This window comes from Algoriphagus sp. Y33 (assembly GCF_014838715.1).
GTDB lineage: Bacteria > Bacteroidota > Bacteroidia > Cytophagales > Cyclobacteriaceae > Algoriphagus.
On record NZ_CP061947.1, the window covers coordinates 1,067,849 to 1,089,495 of the forward strand.

Consider the following 21,647-nt stretch of genomic DNA (forward strand, 5'->3'; position numbering starts at 1 on the left):
ATCCAACTAATGAAAGTGAATCCAAGCAGCTCTTCTGAGGTACTGTTGAGCATATGTTGCCTGACTTATAATCACGCAAATTTTATTGAGCAGGCAATAGAAGGATTTTTAGCCCAAGAAACAGACTTTTTGTATGAAGTTCTTATCCACGATGATGCCTCCACAGATGCGACTACTGCAATCATACAAACTTATCAAGCTCGGTACCCTGAAATTATCAAGCCGATAATCCAGAAGGAAAATCAATGGTCTAAAGGTCTCCGTGCAGTCTCTGCCACTTATAATTTTCCAAGGGCAGCAGGGAAATACATAGCCATGTGTGAAGGTGATGATTATTGGACAGATCCAACAAAACTTCAAAAACAGGTAGACTTTTTAGAGAAGAATCCGGATTACGTCATTACCTACCATGATGCAATGGTGATAGATGACAATGAGAAAGTAATAAAAAAATCCAAAATGCCTGATCATAGTAAAAGGGATTATTCCAAAAAAGACCTGATCGGTGGAAAAACGAATATTCTGACTTTGTCTATGGTCTTCCGTAATCTGGATATAATTAAAGAACAGGCTGAAGAGACTAGTTACTTTATGAACGGTGATAATTTTATCACCGCGCAATTAGGCTTATTTGGAAAAGGAAAATATTTCAATGAAATCAAGCCAGCAGTTTATCGGCAACATACGGGGGGTGTTTGGTCCGATATCGGAAACGAAAAAAAGATCGCCAATAAAATCAACACCCATTATTGGATGTATCGCTACTTTACTAGAAAAGGGAATCACAATGCTGCAAAACTATATTTGCGTAAATTATCAGGTAGCGTCAGTTTGATTGACAAAAAGCATCGATTCATTCTTGTAAAGCGAGGAATAATGGCAAAGCTTATTTCGGGGATTTCTCAATTTATTTTGAAATTTTAAAGTATTAGATGCCCCGCTTATTTCCTATATGAATCTTCTTTTTTACTCAAATAGATCTCCTTATAAAACTACCAGCCAAGGTGGGGCAGAGACATCTTTGCGATTGATAGCTTCTAAATTCGCAGAATTAAATCATAGGGTAATTTATGTTGCCAGAGACGAACAGACTCCATTGAAAAAAGTAAGTCAAATCAATGGTGTCACTGTTATTCATATAAAAGAGGTTGGATTTCCTTTTGCAAAATCCGGAATTGGAAAAAAAATAAAAGAGAGGTTCAATGAATACCTTACCTTTCTTTTGATGCCCAGCATATTAAGAAAGAATAAAATAGAAATTGTCCATACGTATTATCTATTGCGACCATGTTTATGGTTTCTGAAATTTAAGAGGCAGAAAAATTTTGATTTTAAGCTGGTTGTCAGGATGGCGGGAATGCATTGGGAGAAATCTATTAAGTTGAAGCCTTCACTTAAAAGACAATACCAGCAAATTTTCTACCAGGCTGATTCCCTAAATTTCATATCAAGTGGCCTATATGATATGTTCTTAAAGTCTACCAGCCTATTGGACTTATCCCAAGGTTCCAAGTATTTCATCAAAGATATTGGTGTGGAACCGTCTATTTCAGAAGGTGAAAAATGGAAGTTGAACCAACGACCTATATTTAAAATACTGATGGCAACTAGGATGGCAAAGTTAGCTAAGCGTCATGATCTTCTTATTAAAGCCTTGTCGGAACTTGACGCTAGTATTGCTTGGGAGTTGACTCTTGTAGGAGAAGGGGAGAAAAAAGAAGAAATTGAGGAATTGATTTTAGATTTGAATTTGCAAAAGCGAATTCAAATCTTTCCCTTTATGAAGCAAGAAAAGCTGAAAAAGATAATGCTTGATTCTGATTTATTGTGTCTTGCTACAGATTATGAAGGATTGAGCAAAATCATAATTGAATCTATGTCAGTAGGTTTGCCTGTGTTAGCCTCTGATGTGGTGCCCTTGAACCAATATATCATCGATGGAGACAATGGCTATTTGGCAATTAACACCGTAATGGGTTGGAAAGAGAAATTTATACAAATTATCAAGAATAAGGAGCAATCGGAAAATGTCTCCTCCCAGGCTATTAAATTTATTAGAAATAATTACAATCCTAATAAGAATATTCTAATGTACGAAAAGGAATTTTTAAGCTTATTGGAGAGTAAATCTCAGACAACCGCATGAAAGAAAAAGAGATTCGTTTTTCAGATATCATAAAAGCACTAAAAATAAATCGTATTCTGATATTGATAAGCGTTTTAGTTGGATTGTTTTTGGGTTTTATACAATTTTTAGGATCTCCTAACGAGTATATTTCCACGACAACACTTCTGCCTGTGATAGAACAATCCGGTAAGCTACCCGGTGGCTTGGGAAGTTTGGCTGGGCTTGCGGGGATTCAATTGAATGAAAATAGCGGGAGTACAATCCCTCCTAATCTCTACCCTGATGTCGTTAACAGTACACCTTTTGGACTTTATCTTATCAAACAGGAGTTTTATTTTAAGGAGATTGACGAAAGCCTACTTTTAGAAGATTATTTCGTCGATTATCAGGAGCGAACACTTTTCGATAAAATCAAAAGATTTCCGTCTAATATCTTAGGACTGTTTAAGAGCGGAAATACTCCCAAAAATCCAACTGTGGAGAAGGAACAAATTCAACAAGACCCTAAAAAGTTAGCCCCGAAAGAAAGCTCCGCACTTTCACAGATCAGGAGCAGGGTGAGTGCAGAGGTAGATCTGGCGATGGGGTTGGTAACGGTCCAGGTTAAAATGCAAAACCCTGAAGTGGCTGCCAAATTAACAGAACTTACTTATAGTTACCTCTCCGAATACATTATGGATTATAAGGCAAGTGCAGATAAACGTAACTTGGCATTTATTCAAGAGAGGCTTGAAGAAGCCAAATTGAATTATGAAAAGGCTCAGCTAAACTTGGCTAATTTTAGAGACAGAAATTTTAATCTGTCCAGATCCAGCTCACAAGTCAGGGAGGAGCAACTTCAAAATGAGGTTTCGATTCAATTTAATGTGTATAATGGTTTGGCCCAAGAAGTAGAACAGGCTAAAATAAGGGTTCAACGAGCCTCCCCCGTTTTTAATGTACTTGAGCCTCCGTACGTTCCTCTTAAGGAATCGAGCCCTAAATTGATTCTGAATCTTGTGGTTTTTGGATTTTTAGCTGCAGTGCTGTCGATTTGTTACATTCTGCTCTTTAAGCCTATAGAGTTAGAATAATTATGGGTCAGCCTATTTTGTTTGTCATCAACTCGCTACGTTTGGGTGGTGCGGAGAAAATATGCATTGAATTGGCCAATGCATTTGTGGAAAGAGGGATTGCCGTTGATCTTATGGTATTGGAATTGCGCGAGGCAGTATTGCAAGAAAGGCTGAATCCAAAAGTCAGACTGATCAATCTGGAAATAAACCATGCACGTCAATCTTTTTTCTCTATTAAAAATATTTTGGTCAAAAGTAACTACGGGGAAGTTTTGGTTTTTACGTTTCAACTGAGTGTAGTCCTTGTACTCATTCGTAAATTATATGGGCTTAAATTTCGAATTACTGCCAGAGCTATCAATAATTTATCAGAGAAGTTTAGACGTGAAACATCGCTTTGGCACAAGTACGTAGGCCAATTTTTAATCAGGAAATTTTACTTCGATGTAGATACTATTATAGCGCAATCCTCTGGAATGCAGAAAGAACTGGAAGATTTACGTGGAACTGGCCGAACTACTATTAAGACCATTTTTAATTTTCATCAGCTACGGTCTTTGAATGAGTTATTTGTTGATGGAAAAGGAGTTGGTCAGGAAGGACAGTGTAATTTACTTTTTGTTGGCAAACTAAAACCTCAGAAGAATGTTGGTTTCCTATTGGAAGTAGCTCATGAATTAAAAAAAGCTGGGCAGTATTTTCATTTTACTATAGTAGGAGATGGTCCTGAGATGAAATCATTACTTGAACTTAGGGGGAAATATGCGTTGGAGAAAGAAGTCACCTTTGCAGGAATGCAAAAGAATGTTTCTCAGTTTTACGCCAAAGCTTCTGTAATGCTGTTGGGCTCATGGTATGAGGGCTTCCCTAATGTAATCCTGGAAGCAATGGAATATGGTATTCCAGCAGTATGTGTCAACTGCCCAAGTGGCCCGGAAGATATAATTATAAATGGTGAAAACGGAAAATTAGTTGAAGGCCATCACGTCCGTACATTTTCCGAGGAAGTTATTCAAGTGCTACATACGAAATGGGATAGAGATGTAATTAGAAATAGCCTAAAGCGGTTTTCTAAAGATGCTGCTGTTCAGAAATACGTCGATCTGTTGGTAAAAAGCGATTGTTAAAGTGCTGTTAAGGATAAAAATAAGGACTGTAATTGATTTTCTTTTGGTGGGGTATTTGGTTACACTGATTTTCCTATATCCGTATGGATTACCGCTGATAGGTAAAAATAACCTGAGAGTTTCAGATCTAATGGCCTTGCCGCTGATTTTTCTATGTTTGGTAGTTTTAGCTGAAAGGAAGCGCATTAAGGATTATGCCGTTTTAAATTCATTTGTACTTGCATTTATAATTTTTGAGTTAGCCTATCCTGTTTTAGGGTTATTGTCAGGGTATGAGGGGCTTGGAGCGATATCAAATTCCTTACGCATGGCTTTGATTTGGTTGCCGTTTTTTCTTTACATCCATGTATCAGAGGTGGAGAAAGTAGAGCGTTTGGATGGTTTGGTAAATAGTCTTTTGAAAATCAGTATAGTAATTAACCTTACTTATGGTTTGATGCAAATAGCAAGCAGGTTAAAGATGATTCCCGGTTCTTTTCTGATCACCAATTATATGACACCTTTCGCTGTGGATGATCACTTTCGCGTGACCGATGGGATACGTGCTTCGGGATTTTTCGTGAATACCACAGGTTTGTCAGTATTTGCTATTCTTGCCATGACTTATTTTTTGGCAAGATTTATAGGTAAACAAAAAAGTTGGGATGCTCTGTTTATCTTAATCAGTTTCATTACTGTAGTTATCACCACATCTAGAGCTGCTGTTTTGACGGCTTGTCTTACCTTGTTTTTAGGTTGGATTTTTTTCGGGAAACGTCAAAAAGCCCTTACCGCTTTGGTCTTTCTAAGTTTTGCCATATTCACCCTCGTACTTATAGATCACTACATAGGCATGGATGTTTTGTTCGGACGGTTTTTTCGATTGCTCGAAGGAGGAGCTTCTGACAAATCATTTTCGGCAAGATCAGAACGCATTTGGCCCAAAGTATTTCAGAAACTTGAGCCTTATGAATACGGCACACTTGTAAATGCAGTTAGTAAGGTTGGATTAGTTGATTCAGGTTACTTAACTTATTACGCACAGGGAAAATGGCCATTCGTTGTAGTGCTGGCACTACTGCTGGTAGGAAGTTTTGTCAAGTCGATAAATTTATTTTTTAATAAGGATAACTGGGGTCTTTTTTTGGTGATGGGGACCGTGGTATATCTGGGGTTAACGATGGTTGTTTTAAATCCTATCAGATCACCTTTTGCCATATTTTTTCTCTTATTCGGTTTGTGGTTATCTGAATCCTATGCAATTAGAAATGCCAAAAATTAAAATTCTGTATATAGTATCTACTCTTGAACGAAAGGGGCCGACAAATCAGCTCTTTTACCTTATCAAGTATCTAGATACCAGTCAGTATGAAGTAATGGTCCTGACTCTTTCCAAAGAACCTGGGAATTCAATGATCCGGCAATTTACTTCAAATGGAATAGCTGTTTTGTCATTGAATTTCGGAAGGGTGAAAGGGATATTTTACAATAGAAGAGCGATTGATAAAGTTGTAAAAAATTATAATCCTGATATAATTCAGGCTATGGGACTTCGGTCAGATGGGTATCTTACCGAATATACGGACAAGGCAAAGTGCATCACCACATCGAGAAATTTCCCGGTGATTGATTACCCCAAAAAATATGGGAAAATCAAAGGAACCTTGATGGCAAGGCAACACTTGGAATATTTCAGGAAACTCTCAGTAGTGTCTTGCTCACGGGCAATTTCAAATCAACTGATTTCGGTTGGAGTAGAATCTCATGTAATTCAAAATGGAATTGATTTGGATTTGTTCAAGCCAGCCTCAAATAAAGCGCAGAAGAGGGCTAAGATGAGTCTGCCTTCTTCAAGTCGGATTTTTGTAGTAGTAGGAAGTCTTATTGAAAGAAAGAATGTAAAGCTGATAATCGATGCTTTTTCAGTTGTGGATAAGGAGGATATTTTGCTGATTGTAATAGGGGATGGACCTGAAATTGGGAATTTAAAAAATGCAGCGGGGAATAAGAATATTAGATTTGTCGGAGATATCCCAAATGTTATTGACTATTTGCAGAGTTCGGATGTAATGATTTCAGCATCCTTGGCTGAGGGATTGCCCAATGCTGTACTTGAGGGTCTGGCTTGCGGGCTTTCCGTAATTTTGTCAGCAATAGAACCACATAAGGAAATCATTGAGGGGTCTGCATTTGAGCAAGGACTATTCCATACTCAGGAGCAATTAAGTAATATGATTAACCAATATGCAAGTTTGGACTTCCAATTAATAGATCCCACTGAAGGCCCTTTACTCATTAGAGAAAAGTTTAGTGCCGAAAAAATGTCAAAGAATTATCAGGAATTTTACATTCAGAATTTATGAGTACTCAATTTAGTTCTTGGGAAAGGTTGCTGGCCAAATCTCTCAGTGCTTTTCCACAAGCTAAAAAGACATTAAAAAAAGTCTACCAACAGATTAATTATAGGATCTATAAAAAGAACTACCAGTACGGATCAGACTACCGTGTAGAAGAAATACAGGAAGGTAAGGGAGAGACTTTTTTCGGTTATTATGATAAATCGCCTGAATCGAATGACGGAAAATTCATTCTTTACCACTATTCTAAATATTCCACAAAAAAAAAACCGTCACCGTTACATCAAATTGAAGTAAGATTATGGAATATTTCGGAAGGTTTGTGCGTTTTTAAAAGGAAAATTAGAAGTTACAACTGGCAGCAGGGGGCAAGGCTTCAATGGCTTGGTAGCACTAAATTCATCTTCAATGACTATAAAAGCGAAATTGGGTATCATGCTGTAGTAGTAGACTTCTCTACCGGGAGTTTCATGGAATACATCCTGTCAATGCCTGTTTATGATTGCACAGAGGAATATGCACTGAGTCTTGATTTTAGTAAACTTCATCAATTAAGACCTGACTATGGATATAGAAACCATACAGAGGCTGCAGAAACTCTAAAATTTAATGAAGAAGGAGTTTTCCGGGTTGATTTAGAAACAAGTAAACAGAATTGCATAGTAAATATTGAAGATTTAAGTAAAGACGAGTTTACTAGTGCTTCTTTTGATGTGAAATCAGTTCCTTTGCAAGAGCAAAAGATTAATCACATCATGATTTCGCCTGATGGGTCACAATTCGTGTTTCTTCACAGGCTTTATATCAACGGTAGACGATTTGATCGTTTGTTTGTAGCGAATCAGTATGGGGATGACGTAAGATTATTGGCGGATGATCAAATGGTTAGTCATTATAGTTGGATAGACAATGAGCAATTGATTGTATATATGAGAGTCATAGGTCAGGGAGACTGTTATTATATAGTCGATGTCGGTAGTGGCGAAGTATTTCCGTTAAGGGAGACTATCCAAGGGTTTGGTGATGGTCACCCAAGTGTTTTTGACCAACTGATGGTCACGGATACCTACCCAAATAAGAGTAGAATGAAAGAATTGTTTTTATATGATTTGGAGAAAGATAAATTGGTAAGATTAGGTGAGTTTTTTGAAAGTTTAGAATTCTCTGAGGAGACACGCTGCGATCTGCATCCAAGATTTTCCAATGACGGAAGAAAAGTATACTTCGATTCTGTCCACAGTGGGACAAGAAAATTACATTGGATAAATCTCTATGGATAAATTTTCATGCCTTATGTCTTTTTATAAAAAAGACAATTCGGATTACTTAGAACAGGCATTTTATAGCCTTCAAGGGCAAACTTTGCCTGCGGATGAGATTATATTGATTCAAGATGGGCAAGTAGGAGCTGATTTAGAAAATATTGTCAAGAAGTGGAGCCAGCGACTACCCATCAGATTATTTGTTAATCGGGAAAATATTGGCTTGGGAATGAGCCTGAAAAAAGGGTTAGAATTATGTTCTTATGAGTTTGTGGCGAGAATGGATTCAGATGATATCTGTCATCCGGAACGATTTGAGCACCAATATAATTTCCTCAAATCTCATCCCGAAATAGCTGTTGTCGGAAGCTGGATAGCGGAATTCTCGGAGACCATAGAGAAAATTTCAAACTACAGAAAGCTGCCCTCAGATTCAGAAGAACTTTTTTTCTTTGCGAAGAAAAGATGCCCCCTGAATCATCCCACAGTAATGTATAGAAAGTCAGACATCAATAAAGTAGGAAGCTATTTCAATTTTAGATTCCAACAGGATTACCATCTTTGGGGTAGACTGCTGAATTCCGGATTTAGGATAGCTAATATCCCAAAATCACTCGTTTATATGAGAGTTGATGAGCGTTTGTTTAACCGTAGAGGAGGGATCAGGTACTTTCAGATAGAAACCCAAGTCCAAAAAACTTTTTTGGACATAGGGTTCATCAACAAACTTGAATTTATTAGAAATTACATAATTAGGGGATGTATTAGGCTTATACCTAATTCTTTGCGTAAGAATTTCTATGAAACATTTTTGCGGTAGATCAAGGGGTTCCTTTCAGGATTTTAAATAATCTGTCCAATAAAGTAGCGGGTTCATTTTTAGGATTAAGCAATTCTTCAAGATATAATTCCAGGTGTGAATAGTGGGTATTAGCGGCAATATTTTTTGAATCGGCAGGGTCAGATGGGTCTAGACCATTACTGAGTTCCCAGCTGTCCGGAATGCCGTCTAAATCAGAATCTTTAGGATTTGGGATGCTTTCTAATGTTGGCCATCCTCCTACATCTTCTTGACTATCTATCATTCCATTGTCACCGTAAGTTGCCGTGCCCATTTCTATTTCTTTGACAATCCTTTGATCAATCAAATCTCTTCTATAACTAGCTCCTGCCTTTTTCAAAACTTTTTCAAAAGCATCTTGGGGTGTGTCTTGTGATATTTCGGAAAGAGGGAATGGTTTACCCATTCTTGCTTTAGCGACCTCATTGCCTCTCACAGGTCCTTTCCAATTGCCTCCATGCCAGTTGTCTTGAGAGCCGGAGGGATCCCCATAGATAAAATTGCCATTGATGTAGAATTTTCCTTGAGGTTCCATAATTCTAAGCATTCTATACTTTTGATCTTCTTGAGTGGCAGGTCCATACTTATAGTAGTTATTTATCAGATTATGATTGCCCCCTTCTCCGCCATAGGACGAATAATTCACCCAATTATACAGCACGTTGTTGCGAAAGTCAACAAGTTCTTCATCCGGTTTTTTGTGATACCTGGATCCATTGAACCGGGGAAGTCTGGCATAAAGATGGGCCATTAGGTTATGATGAAATGAAGCTTTCTTACCACCCCATAGACCTCCATAGCCGTGAGCTCTTCCTGTAGCATGATAGGAATGATGTAGACCTTCAGATATAATTGACCATTGCAAAGTGAAGTTTTCGTTGTCATAGAAAGACGCTACTTCATCATTCCCCCAGCTAAATGAACAATGATCAATAATCAAGTTTTTCCTTTTTACTCCTGTGATAGCATCAAGCTCCTTTTTGGCTTTATCTCCAACTCTAACTCTGATATAGCGGATGATTAAATTATCTGCATCTAATACCAGGGGATAGTTTTGAATTGTGATCCCATCGCCGGGAGCAGAATGGCCTGCAATAGTAAGATTTCCATTCTTAATGGTCAATCTACTCTGAAGTTCAATATTACCCGAAACCTGAAAGACAATTGTCCGTTTGCCTGAAGAATTCACAGCTTCTCTTAAACTGCCCGGACCGCTATCATTTAGATTGTCAACTATTAAAACTTTTCCCCCTCTTCCTCCGGAAGTATATCTGCCAAAGCCTTCGGCAGTAGGAAAAGCCAATTGCTGGGCATAGGCAGAAAGGAAAAACAGTTGGAAGAGAAATAGATATACCACTGATTTCATTATAGAAGGGTTAATGATGATCATAAATTATTAAATCCTTAATTTATAATTTATGATCGGTTTTAAGTTAAAAATTGACTCACTTTGTGTGGATTTATCCATTACAATAAAAATTATTCAAAAATCCCGCCGCATTAGTGCTGCTTCGGGAAATTCAAAATAAGAATATCTGTCGTTCTCTGTAACAAAGTAGCCAGCTATAAGAACCTTAGGATTTACAAAACTTTAACAGGAAGAAGGATAGGGGAATACCCCATTTAGCGAATGAGAACATCTGTCATTTTAAAGCCACATCTGCCCATATCAAAGAGGCTTATTCTTTTAGTTCTATTTATGTGGCTGAGTTCAATGGGTTTTTCGCAAAATCTAAATACAGCTACCCCCGTACTTGAGGAATATCTCCGAAGAGAACAAGTAAAGGGGGCTTTTAATCCTGATTATTCATTTCAAATAAGACCGATTAGTATAGATGGTAGAGACTCTACGTCATCCTCCAGAGCTGTTTTATCTTTTTTGGCAGGAAAGAATCCATCCAATCCTAACGTGCGATTCAATATTCTGCCTGTAATTTCCAGCTCTGAATTTAATAGTAAAAGACCTTATGGTTGGGGCAATAAGGGCATGATTCCCAATGTGGGTGCTCAGACTTATTTAAGCACTGGGTTTTATGCCAGATTTCATTTTCTGGAAATACAGTTCCAACCAGAGTACGTATATGCTCAAAATAAATCCTTTCAAGGTTTTTCGGAAAATTTTCCTGCTAGAGTTATTCAATCCAGATTCTTTTTTTGGAATAACGCAGACACCCCGGAGAGATTTGGAGATGATGCATATTCTAGATTTTGGTGGGGGCAATCACGTTTCAATCTGATAGCAGGTCCAATAAATTTTGGGGTTTCTACCCAGAACATTTGGTGGGGACAGGGACAGTTCAATTCATTGGTTTTTAGTGATAATGCAGAGGGTTTTCCACATTTGTATTTGAGTACCAGGCGACCGATTAAAACAATTGTGGGGAATTTTGAAGCACAGATTATCATGGGAACGCTGGAGAATAGTGGTTTGGAACCCACCCAAAATGAGTTTTTGAATGGGAGATATTTTGAACCCTTTGACGGTGACTGGAGATACCTCAATGGAATGACAGTTACTTACAATCCTAAATTCTTACAGGGTTTGTTTCTTGGTTTTAGCCGAACATTTCAGCAATACAATAAATACCGCGTAAAGGATTTTGGCGGCTACTTTCCAATATTTGAAGGATTTCAAAAAGAGAAATTTTTAACAAATGGCAATTCTATAGAGTATGATAGTAATGGTCAAGATCAACAGGTAGTCTTATCATTACGCTATCTGGCTACAAAGGCCAACTTTGAAATATATGCCGAATATGGGAGAAGAGATCATGCATTAAATTGGCGTGATTTTATTCTGAACCCTGAACACGCCAGGGCATATTTGTTTGGTTTTCAGAAGCTTTTCAATACGTTTAGGGGAAATGATTTTATTCAGGTAAGAGGAGAAATGACTCATCAGTCAGAATCAGTCAATCGCTATATCAGATACCTTGGGCTATCTGGAAATCAGTCGTGGCATACGCATGGAAAGGCCCGGGGATTTGTAAACTATGGCCAGACGCTAGGAGTGGGAAGTGGGGTAGGATCCAATGTGCAAACTCTAGAAATTTCAAAGGTTTCTGGATTTGATAAACGGGGGATTGTCCTTGAGCGCTTGGCAAATAATCAAGACTTCTTCTATCGGGCATTTGGACAGAATTCAGAGAAAAAGCCTTGGATCGATTACAGTATAGGGCTATTGTGGGATCAGCAATGGAATAATTTCATACTAAGCGGCAAAGCCCAATTCATCAAAAGCTATAATTACCAGTGGCAAAGCGCTGAGGATAGCTCCCCCGAATTTCCCAAAGGATACAACCCTTTTGCATTCTATGGAACTGTAAATCTGATCTATCAAATCGGTAGGTAACAAACAACACCTTCAATTTTAATTCTCTCAAATTCTGTTAGTTTTGCACAGTATTGACTGAGTACTATTGTTACTCAGTTTAAGGTGGTGTTATTCATCTGTCACCCAATTATTGCCCTGCGAAAAAAGGGAATTTAAAAGAACAGGTTGCTAGATTACAGATTTATGTCGCATCTGTAATTGAAAGGGCGAAGCTGAAAATTCATTAGAAATAGAGGTCAAAAATTATCTTTTTGAGGGATTATCCTACGAAAGCAAACCATATGAATACAGAATTAAAAGACGTAAAAATTGCCATTATCGGATTAGGGTATGTTGGACTTCCTTTGGCAGTGGAGTTTGCAAAAAAGTACACTACAATCGGATTTGATATTGATACTAAGCGGATAGGGGAACTGAATGCAGGAAGGGACAATACGCTTGAGATTGCCGATGAGTTGCTTCAGTCTGTACTCGTGAAGAATTTTGATATGCCTGATACAAATGGGTTGCTTGTAACTACTCAATCCTCCTATCTTGCTGATTGTACAGTGTATATCGTTACGGTGCCTACACCTACAGATAAACATAATCGCCCGGTATTGACTCCAATGCTGAAAGCATCTGAGAACATTGGTCGGTACCTCAAAAAAGGAGATGTGGTCATCTATGAGTCTACAGTATATCCCGGTGTTACAGAGGAAGAATGCGTGCCTGTACTTGAGAAAGTATCAGGAATGAAATTCAATGAAGATTTTTTTGCCGGCTACTCCCCGGAGCGGATTAATCCGGGAGACAAGGAGCATACGGTTGCCAAGATTCTGAAAGTCACCTCTGGCTCTACACCCGAAATCGCGGAGTTTGTAGATCAGCTCTACCGCACCGTCATTACGGCAGGAACTCACAAAGCATCTTCTATCAAAGTGGCGGAGGCAGCCAAGGTGATAGAGAATTCCCAGCGGGATATCAACATTGCTTTTGTAAACGAACTGTCAAAAATCTTCAACTTACTGGGGATAGATACGAATGAGGTTCTGGAAGCTGCCGGTACCAAGTGGAATTTTCTGAAATTCAAACCGGGATTGGTAGGAGGGCATTGCATAGGGGTAGATCCCTTCTATTTGGCACAAAAGGCCCAAGAAATGGGATATCACCCCGAAATCATCTTGGCAGGACGCCGACTGAACGACAGCATGGGGAAGCATGTCGCTACTGAAGTGGTCAAATTGATGATGCGTAAGGACATCAAGGTAATCGATTCCAAAGTTTTGATTTTGGGATTTACTTTTAAAGAGGACTGTCCGGATGTACGAAATACACGGGTTATAGACATCTATCGGGAGTTACAGACTTATGATATGGAGGTGGATGTATTTGATCCATGGGCAAGCCGTGAAGAAGTAATTCATGAATATGGAATCACTATGTTGGATAAGAGCAATACGATTGATTTGTCTTCCTATTCTTCGGTGATACTTGCCGTGGCACACAAGGAATTCCTAAAGCTTCCAATATCCAAATCAGCTAGTCAAGTGGTATTTGATGTTAAGGGAGTTTTGGAAAAGGATCGGATTGATGCAAGACTTTAATTAATTGTTTGATTGAAAAGTAAGTATAGAAGCCCTCATTGTCTCGTATATGTTTATATTTGATAATAGGGACTTTTCAATGGGCTATAAATGATCCAAGTAGTTAGATGGTATAGTTTTACAGAGTGTATTTCTACTTTCCTATGGATAAGCATTATGCTTTTGCTGCTTTTACACTCTTCTTCTTTTGCTCAGGTGGCTATTTCCAGAGAAGGATATCCTTATTGCGAACCGTTTATTGGAGGTATTAATGACATTAGAAGACCTTATGTAACCTTATTCGGTGATGGAAATGGCCCTGGGGATTTAGCCTCAGCGCTTACGGGACAATCTATACGTCTTACTGAAAATGAACAATATAAAGATGGCTATGTTTATCTTGATTTGCCTTTTTCTCCAGAATATGGTATTCAGGTTTCCTTTGAATATTTAAGCTATGGGGGAGACGGTGCTGATGGAATCGTGTTCTTCATGTTTGACGGAGAATATGGTGATTTGCCCCCTTCTTTACCTTTTAATATAGGTGGTTTTGGTGGGTCTTTAGGGTATGCACCTCGGATAGAAGGTGCTACAACCCACCCAGGCTTGTCAGGGGCATATATTGGGGTCGCACTTGATGAATGGGGTAATTTTATAAGCTTGGAATCGTCACCTCCCAATAAGCCTAATGGCTTGGGGCCAAATCCTAAATTACCAGGCTATATGAGATATCCTCATACGGTTGGGGTTAGAGGTCCTGAAAGTAACGATTATAGAGTTTTTGATTACGCAGAAGTGAATATTGCTCCACGACCTATTGCTGACCAATTTCCAATTGATACAGGGCCATTCCCAGGACTGACATGCGCTAATCCTGAATACAGAAAAGTGTATGTAAATCTTTCTCCCCGTCCTGACGTAGGATATGATTTGACTGTACAGATGAGAGTAGGAGATGCAGTTTACAATGTTATAGGTCCTACCCATTACAATTTTGATGCTCCTGAAAATATAAAATTGGGATTCTCAGCTGCTACAGGTGAGAATAAGAATTTTCATGAAATCAGAAACTTAGCAGTTGACGTTTCTAAGGTAGAAGAGGCGCAAAGGCCCGTCGCCTCAGATGAGTTCTATAGGACATGTGTGAATGAAGAGCTGGAGATTTTTATTGATGTGGATTTACAAAGTTCTGATAAAGCGTTTATTAGATGTATCCAACTCTATGAGGATGGTTTAGACATTGATAATCCAACTGCTCCATGGAATACCTTCTCTTCTGATATCGATCATACTCAATGTGGCTTGACTCCAATTTGTGTGTCATGTAACAGCGATTTGTCTCCAATTTCTACATCCTTAGGTGAATTTGTAGCAATAATTGAAGATTTGGACGATGGTAATTTTGAGGATCTTAGGGATAGAGTGGAGGTGATATTCACTCCAAATACTGGCGCCACGGGGAGATCGAAAATTTATTATACTGTAACTGATAATTTTGGATTGACTTCGAAACCGAAGGAATTGGTGGTAGTGATTAATCCAATTCCAGAATTTTTGGATGAACCCTTGATAGAGCTACCTACCTGTGATGGTCAGAATGACGGTAAGATCACAGCTGAAGTAGGAAACTTGGTTCAGGGCTTTGATCACTATTGGCTTTACACAAACAAAGCAGGTGTGGAATCCAATCTGGGTAAGGGAGAGGTTATCGGAGAAGTAGTGAATGATGGGGATGGAGCCTCCTTTGTATTGGATGGAGTAAATGTTGGGCAATATGTATTGGTGATTCGAAACCCACTCGAAGATGGTGAGAATGGATATTGTGAAGACCAACTAGCTATCCCTCTTATTGAAGATGAAACTGGTACACCAGTCACTGTGGAGGAAGATGAATTTATTGTTTGCGAAGGTGAATCCGTTACGATTTCTGCAGAAGTAGATCCTATTTATTTAAATGGCTTAACACCAAAATTTCTTTGGTATAAAGATGCAGCTAAAACACAACCCATATTATCCAATCCTTCCGTTCCTGCAGCTGACGGATTTACCTATGAAGTTACGCCTGACGGAAATTTAATAGTCGATGGCTTGGTTTCACAGGCAGGTGATCCGTTTACCTATAATTTTTATGTAGAAGTAGATGTGGATAGATCTGGTAGTCAAAATCTCTGTTCCATGATTGGCGATCTTGAAGTTGCAGCTTCGGTTACGGTGCATCCAGCGGTCACTTTTGATACTCCTATTATTCTGGATGATTGGTGCATGGGAAATATGGGAAGCATAAATATTACTTTTCGGAGGGGAAATCAAATATTGACCGAGTATAGGCTTTTTGACTCTAACGGAGATGAATTTAGGCCAGTTCAACCCACGGGACTTTTTGAAGGACTGCCAAAAGGAAATTATACGGTAGTTGGTACATCTCAGGATCCTGACTGTTTGCAGCAATACGAATTTGAAGTCTTAGGACCAGAAAATACATTGGCTATTGAATTAGTCAATTCTATAGATCCTACCTGCGAATTGGATAATGGCTTGGTGAGCTGGCAGGTTGCGGGAGGAAATGGAGGATATGAGTTTGTTTCCATCTCTGGATATCCTGACTCTTCAGCTCCTATTGTAAACAAAGTTGGAGAGGATATATTTGAGATAAATGGTTTGATTTCTGTTCTTAATCCATACACGCTCACACTTACTGTAAGAGATTCTCAGGGCTGCGAAATCAGTTCTACACAGTTAATCACCCCTCAAATTTTGCCTGAATACTCATTAACAGCTATAGAAATCTGTTTAAATGAATCCCATATTTTTATTCCTTCCATGGATAATCCCGGTACACCTGATGCTGCTCCGGTCTTCCGCTGGTACAAAGATCAGAATGCCACGGAAGCTGATGAGATCCTTTCCGGCGAGGATACGGACTTAGGTATGACGTTCGCCGTAGATGCCAGCACTGGACAACTTACTGTCAGCGAAATCACAGACTCGGGCACCTATACTTTTTATTTAAGACCGGATCTTTTAAATGACTGTCTACTTGAGCCTTTACCGGTGACACTAGTAGTAAATCCTCTACCTGTAGTTGAAATAGTCCGCTCACAGTCTGCCTCTTGCTTCGGTGGAGATGATGGCCTTATAGAGGTCAACGTGACTAATGGAAACATCACTGAGTTTGAATTTTTGCTTGAGGGTGAAGAAATAAACACCGGTTATCAAAGCAGTCCAATATTTGACTCCGGAATTACCGAAGGGAACTATACCATCCATGTAAGAAATACCGGCACCGGATGCGAAAGTACCATTGAAGAAATACTGGCAGATCCTGAAGAACTTGTCTTTACTATTCTCGATTCAACTGACCCTTCCTGCAATCTCGATAATGGTACGATTTTATTCCAAGTCTCAGGTGGCACCCCTGTGGATGATGGTGGATATACAATCACAATCAACGGGGATGAGCTCGCGGCGTTTGATATAAGCGAGACCACTCCGAATACTTTTTTAGTAGAGAATCTCCCGGAAGGCAATTACACTATCCTAATCGAGGATCAGAATTCCTGTCCAGCGCAGGATAGCAGAGATTTAGTTGCCCAGATCCTTCCGGTGTACTCTATGACAGATGAAGAAATCTGCCTAAATGAATCCCACAGTTTTATTCCTTCCATAGATAATCCCGGTACACCTGATGCATCTCCGATTTTCCGCTGGTACAAGGATGAAAATGCTGCTGATACTAATGAAATTCTTTCCGGGGAGGATACGGACTTGGGCATGACGTTCACCGTAGATGCCAGCACTGGACAACTTACTGTCAGCGAAATCACAGACGCAGGTACCTATACCTTTTATCTAAGACCTGATATTTTTAATGAGTGTCCACTTGATCCTGTTCCTGTGGTTTTGACTGTCAATCCAATTCCAGAAGTAGATTTTGATCCAGTTTCACCTTTATGCTTTGATGAATCTTCAGGAAGTCTTAACCTGACTTCTGGAGGATCTGTAGATTATACCTATTCCTTAGTTGGAAACCCAGCTTCATTCAACACAGCTACCGGTTCTTTTGAAGGATTGGCTGCGGGAACGTATACTATCGTGATCAGGAATGAGGTCACTGACTGCTCGGTGGAAATCGAAAGAACAATTGATTCTACACCTGAATTGTTAATTGCAGAGCTTTCTTCGAGCGATCCCACTTGCGGAGCGCCCAACGGTGAAATAAGTTTTGAGGTATCGGGTGGTAATCCGGGTTATGATATTACGATCAATGGAGACCCACTTTCCAATTTTTCTTTCATCGAGACTGGCTCAGTTTACACCGTAAGTAACTTGGGACCGGATACTTATGATATTAACGTAGTAGATGAGAATGGCTGCGCCAAATCTTTGCCTACTATTATATTAACCAATAATGATGGGATAGAAATTGATGTTGCACCTTCAGAGCTGGATATCTGTGAAGGAGCTACAGCGGTTTTACGTCCGGATATTGATGCCCCTGCCGGTACTCCAATTAGGATCCGCTGGTATAAAAATGCTGACTATACCAATGAGATTTTAGATGGAGCTCAGGATGGGCAAGAGTCTTTCACTATTTTACAGGATTACAGCCTTTCGATTGAAGGGCTTTCGTCAGGTAATTTTACTTATTACGCCAGAGTAGGTGGGGATAATATCTGTATCAAAGATTCTGAGTCTTCGGTGATAGTATTGGATAAGATTGCTGCAGTTCTCGATCCATCTCCTATAGTTTGCTTTGGAGATTCCAATGGTCATCTAATGATAGGAAATGTTACAGGAGGAAGTGGTAAGTTTGAATATAGTATTGATGGAGCTTCTTGGCAATCAGATCCTTTATTTGAGGGGTTATCTGCTGGAGACTATTCACTGTCGGTACGTGATACCAATGGACTTAATAGTTGTTTTTTTACTGAGGATTTTACTATTGAGGGTCCTGCTGGAGCTATTGAAATGGCACCAAATGTTCCTATACCTTCGAGTTGCGGAGAAAACAACGGAGAGATCATGAATGTAGTTATTTCTGGAGGCTGGGGAGATTATACGCATCAATGGACAAAAGACAGCCCTACCGGAACGGCTATTACGGGGCCGATTACAGGAATAAAGGATTTGGCCCCCGGAATGTATTACCTGACAGTCGCAGATACTGAAGGCTGTGAGGCAATTTTTGATTTCGAGATAGAAATTGCTCCTGATCCTGTGTATGCAATTAATTCTGTTGCTGATGCGTGTTTTGGAGAGCAGATATCCCTTGAGGCTGTTCACACCCCAGGGGATCTTAATGATCCAGTCGCCAGAACTAATGTAGTGTGGTATAAGGGCCCAGACCAATCCGGTCTAATCAGTGATGGTGTCGATCCTACAAATTCAAACATCAACTACACCATTGTGGTTGATCCTGCTAATTGGGTAAATTCTACATTGAAAATTGATGGTCTCCCTGCAGGAGTGTATACCTATTATCTTTTTGTAGAGTGTACTCAGGAGGAAATTCCTGTGACTTTTGAGGTGTTTGATTTCCCTGTCTTGACATTTACGGGAGTTAAGGAAAGTTGCTATCAAGCGGGAGATGGTAAAATAATTATTGACGGTACTGTAGAGCCTGGAATGCTTTTCGAAATAAGTAATATCACTTATGATGAAACCGAATTGGCTGCTGCAGACTTTTCACCCGGCATGTATACTGTAAATGCCCAAGGAGCTGTGTGTACACAATCATTTACCGTAACTATAGATCCTGCACTTGAACTAAGTGGTGATTTGGTGGACTCCAAGGATGCAGCCTGTGGATTGACAGACGGCTATCTGAGTTTTGAATGGAATGGAGGACAGCCCCCGTATTTGCTCACGCTTACACAATCTGATGGAGCAGAGCTTACCCATACCACTTCTGATGCAGCGTATACTTTTGACAATCTTGGACAGGGAAACTATTCCTTCACCATTACAGATGATGAAGGTTGTGTATTTAATTTGGGTAATCCTGTCACAGTACAGGACGGTCCAACCGAGATTATTGTAGACCAGCTATATTCTAGCTGCGATGGCAAGCCTATCTCTATTAGTCCTCAAGTAAATCCTGCTAATTCCAATGCGGTATTCACTTGGTACAAAGGAACTGTTTCAGCTGCAAATGAAATCTCGGATGGTGAAGTTATAGATGGCGTTACCTTCATTCTCAATGCACGAGGTGATCTTGATATGACCGGCACCACAGTCGATAATGCCCCATTTGAGCTTATGGTAACTGTGGCAGGAGATGGATTGTGCCCAGGAGATGAAAAGAAAGTGGGTATAGGAGTTTTTGGAAACCCGCAGGTGCAGGTGAATCCAATTAATGAGCTATGCTTCGGTGAAGGAGGAAGTCTTAAGCTGGAAGTACCGGGGGGACAATTGCTCGAATTCAGTCTGAATGGAGGTGCTTATCAGGCTTACCCTAATGATATCATTGACGGACTTGCACCTGGTTCTTACAAATTGGAAGCCAGAAATCCTAACGGATGTGTGGTTGAAGTAGGGAATTATGCTGTAAGCGGGCCCTCAGCGCCTTTGGAGTTGCAGGCTACAGCCATAGGAGCCAGTTGTCTCAGTCCTAATGGGATGATAATAGGTACTATTTTAGGAGGTACAGCTCCTTATAATGTGAAGGCAGTAGGTGTTTCGGGGGAAGTTCCAGTTGTTTTAGAAGGGAATAGGTTCACCATCGAGAATCAACCACTTGGAAACTACGAGTTGTCAGTTACAGACGCAAACCAATGTGAGGACACTGAGCCGGCATTGACTATTACAAATGATCCACTCCAAGTAGCTGTAGATGACATATCCATATGTGAGGGAGAAGCCGCTGTCCTTACTCCCAGAGTACTAGGAGGTCAAGGTGCTGGGCTTGCCTATTCTTGGTTTAAGGATAGGCAGGGATTAGAAATTGTTCCTGTAGGCACAAGTACCGATGGCGACCTAATCTATGAGGTGGATGCCAGTGGGGTTCTTACCATTACAGGATTAAGCCTATCTGATTCACCTATTACCTACTATGCAGAATTGGACATCAACAGACCTTGTAGCAGAGAGCTTGCTCCAGCTGTCGTGACAGTACAGACTATTCCAAATTTGAAAACACGGAATCCGTCTCTAGTATGTGATCCTACGCAAACTGTAGATTTATCTTTATACATAGATGGATTCGATCCAGATACATATGATTATGAAATTTTTGACAAAAATGATAATCAGATGAGAATGGAGGATATCAGGCAAGTATCTGAGACAGGAACGTATAAAGTTAGAATGAAGAACAAAAATTCAAACTGTTATACTGCGACTGATCGTATATTGGTTAGAATCGCAGATGTAGAACTGGTAGCTGAGTTTGAATATGAAGTAGAGGTGGTAGCTGGCCAGCCGGTGGCAAATCAGCAGGTAGGAATAGGGGATGAGGTACAGTTTCTGGACCGTAGTATCGGTAATCCAGTTCGATGGGAATGGGATTTTGGCGATGGTGCGACATCGACTGAAGCTAATCCGATTCATGTATTTGCAGAGATAAGAACCTATCTGGTGATATTGACAACATGGGATGAAATGGGGTGTGAGAGCTCGACGGTATTGGAAATTGAAATAACGGACAATTTTGATATTATATTTCCCAATGCTTTTACTCCTGATCGCAGCGACGGCAAAAACAATTATTTCTTCCCTAAATTCCGTGGCTTGGCTTCTCTAAAAGTTTACGTGTTCACTACATGGGGTGAATTGATTTATGAGTCCTCATCATTAGAAGATAAGGGGTGGGACGGAACATTTAGGAATACACCTGCAAAGAATGGGAATTATGTTTTCCGGGGAAAATATACAAGCCGTGGAGGTTTTGAAGGAGAAACTTCTGGCGTTTTTATTTTAATTAGATAATATTGCACTCCAATAGACTCACTTGAAAAAATATGAATAGCACAAATACTTTAGATAAGGCAAATTTTGTCTT

Annotated in this window: 12 protein-coding genes; 11 read left to right on the forward strand and 1 reads right to left on the reverse strand. The window is 39.6% G+C overall.

The window, feature by feature from the left end; translation table 11 throughout:
- The first annotated feature begins 9 nt into the window (after window positions 1–9).
- The 8 genes from ID165_RS04470 (at window position 10) to ID165_RS04505 (ending at window position 8,728) form a co-directional block, all read left to right on the forward strand.
- A complete protein-coding gene (locus tag ID165_RS04470; protein WP_192349182.1) occupies window positions 10–924 on the forward strand; it encodes a glycosyltransferase in 915 nt (304 codons plus the stop codon).
- Window positions 925–1,489: 565 nt separating this feature from the next.
- Entirely contained in the window at window positions 1,490–2,146 is a 657-nt protein-coding gene (locus ID165_RS04475) for a glycosyltransferase family 4 protein (RefSeq protein ID WP_192349183.1), read from the forward strand.
- A complete protein-coding gene (locus ID165_RS04480) occupies window positions 2,143–3,201 on the forward strand; it encodes a hypothetical protein (RefSeq protein WP_192349184.1) in 1,059 nt (352 codons plus the stop codon). The genes ID165_RS04475 and ID165_RS04480 overlap by 4 nt, the downstream gene beginning before the upstream one ends.
- Window positions 3,202–3,203: 2 nt before the next feature.
- Window positions 3,204–4,310 (forward strand): glycosyltransferase, encoded by a 1,107-nt coding sequence (locus tag ID165_RS04485; protein WP_192349185.1) that lies wholly within the window; start codon window positions 3,204–3,206, stop codon window positions 4,308–4,310.
- A 1-nt stretch (window position 4,311) separates the two neighbouring features.
- Window positions 4,312–5,571, forward strand: a complete 1,260-nt coding sequence (locus ID165_RS04490) for a hypothetical protein (protein ID WP_192349186.1) — start codon at window positions 4,312–4,314, stop codon at window positions 5,569–5,571.
- Window positions 5,558–6,652: a glycosyltransferase family 4 protein gene (locus ID165_RS04495; protein WP_192349187.1), complete on the forward strand. Its 1,095-nt coding sequence runs from the start codon at window positions 5,558–5,560 to the stop codon at window positions 6,650–6,652. Before ID165_RS04490 ends, ID165_RS04495 begins: the two co-directional genes overlap by 14 nt.
- Window positions 6,649–7,926 (forward strand): glycosyl transferase, encoded by a 1,278-nt coding sequence (locus ID165_RS04500; RefSeq protein WP_192349188.1) that lies wholly within the window; start codon window positions 6,649–6,651, stop codon window positions 7,924–7,926. The genes ID165_RS04495 and ID165_RS04500 overlap by 4 nt, the downstream gene beginning before the upstream one ends.
- A 13-nt stretch (window positions 7,927–7,939) precedes the next feature.
- Window positions 7,940–8,728 carry a glycosyltransferase gene (locus ID165_RS04505; protein ID WP_192349189.1) on the forward strand — a complete coding sequence of 263 codons (789 nt, stop codon included), beginning with the start codon at window positions 7,940–7,942 and terminating at the stop codon, window positions 8,726–8,728.
- Between the two features lies 1 nt (window position 8,729).
- On the opposite strand, the gene ID165_RS04510 is transcribed toward ID165_RS04505, so the two are convergent.
- Window positions 8,730–10,115 (reverse strand): polysaccharide lyase family 1 protein, encoded by a 1,386-nt coding sequence (locus ID165_RS04510; protein WP_192349190.1) that lies wholly within the window; start codon window positions 10,113–10,115, stop codon window positions 8,730–8,732.
- Between the two features lie 333 nt (window positions 10,116–10,448).
- Here ID165_RS04510 and ID165_RS04515 point away from each other — a divergent pair, with 333 nt between their 5' ends.
- The 3 genes from ID165_RS04515 to ID165_RS26970 all read left to right on the forward strand — a co-directional run bounded on the left by ID165_RS04515 (window position 10,449) and on the right by ID165_RS26970 (window position 21,574).
- The gene (locus ID165_RS04515; protein WP_225586981.1) at window positions 10,449–12,101 is read left to right on the forward strand and encodes a capsule assembly Wzi family protein; all 1,653 of its coding nucleotides are present in this window, start codon (window positions 10,449–10,451) and stop codon (window positions 12,099–12,101) included.
- 263 nt (window positions 12,102–12,364) lie between these two features.
- Window positions 12,365–13,669, forward strand: a complete 1,305-nt coding sequence (locus ID165_RS04520) for a nucleotide sugar dehydrogenase (protein WP_192349192.1) — start codon at window positions 12,365–12,367, stop codon at window positions 13,667–13,669.
- A gap of 90 nt (window positions 13,670–13,759) precedes the next feature.
- Window positions 13,760–21,574 carry a PKD domain-containing protein gene (locus ID165_RS26970; RefSeq protein WP_192349193.1) on the forward strand — a complete coding sequence of 2,605 codons (7,815 nt, stop codon included), beginning with the start codon at window positions 13,760–13,762 and terminating at the stop codon, window positions 21,572–21,574.
- Window positions 21,575–21,647 lie beyond the last annotated feature (73 nt).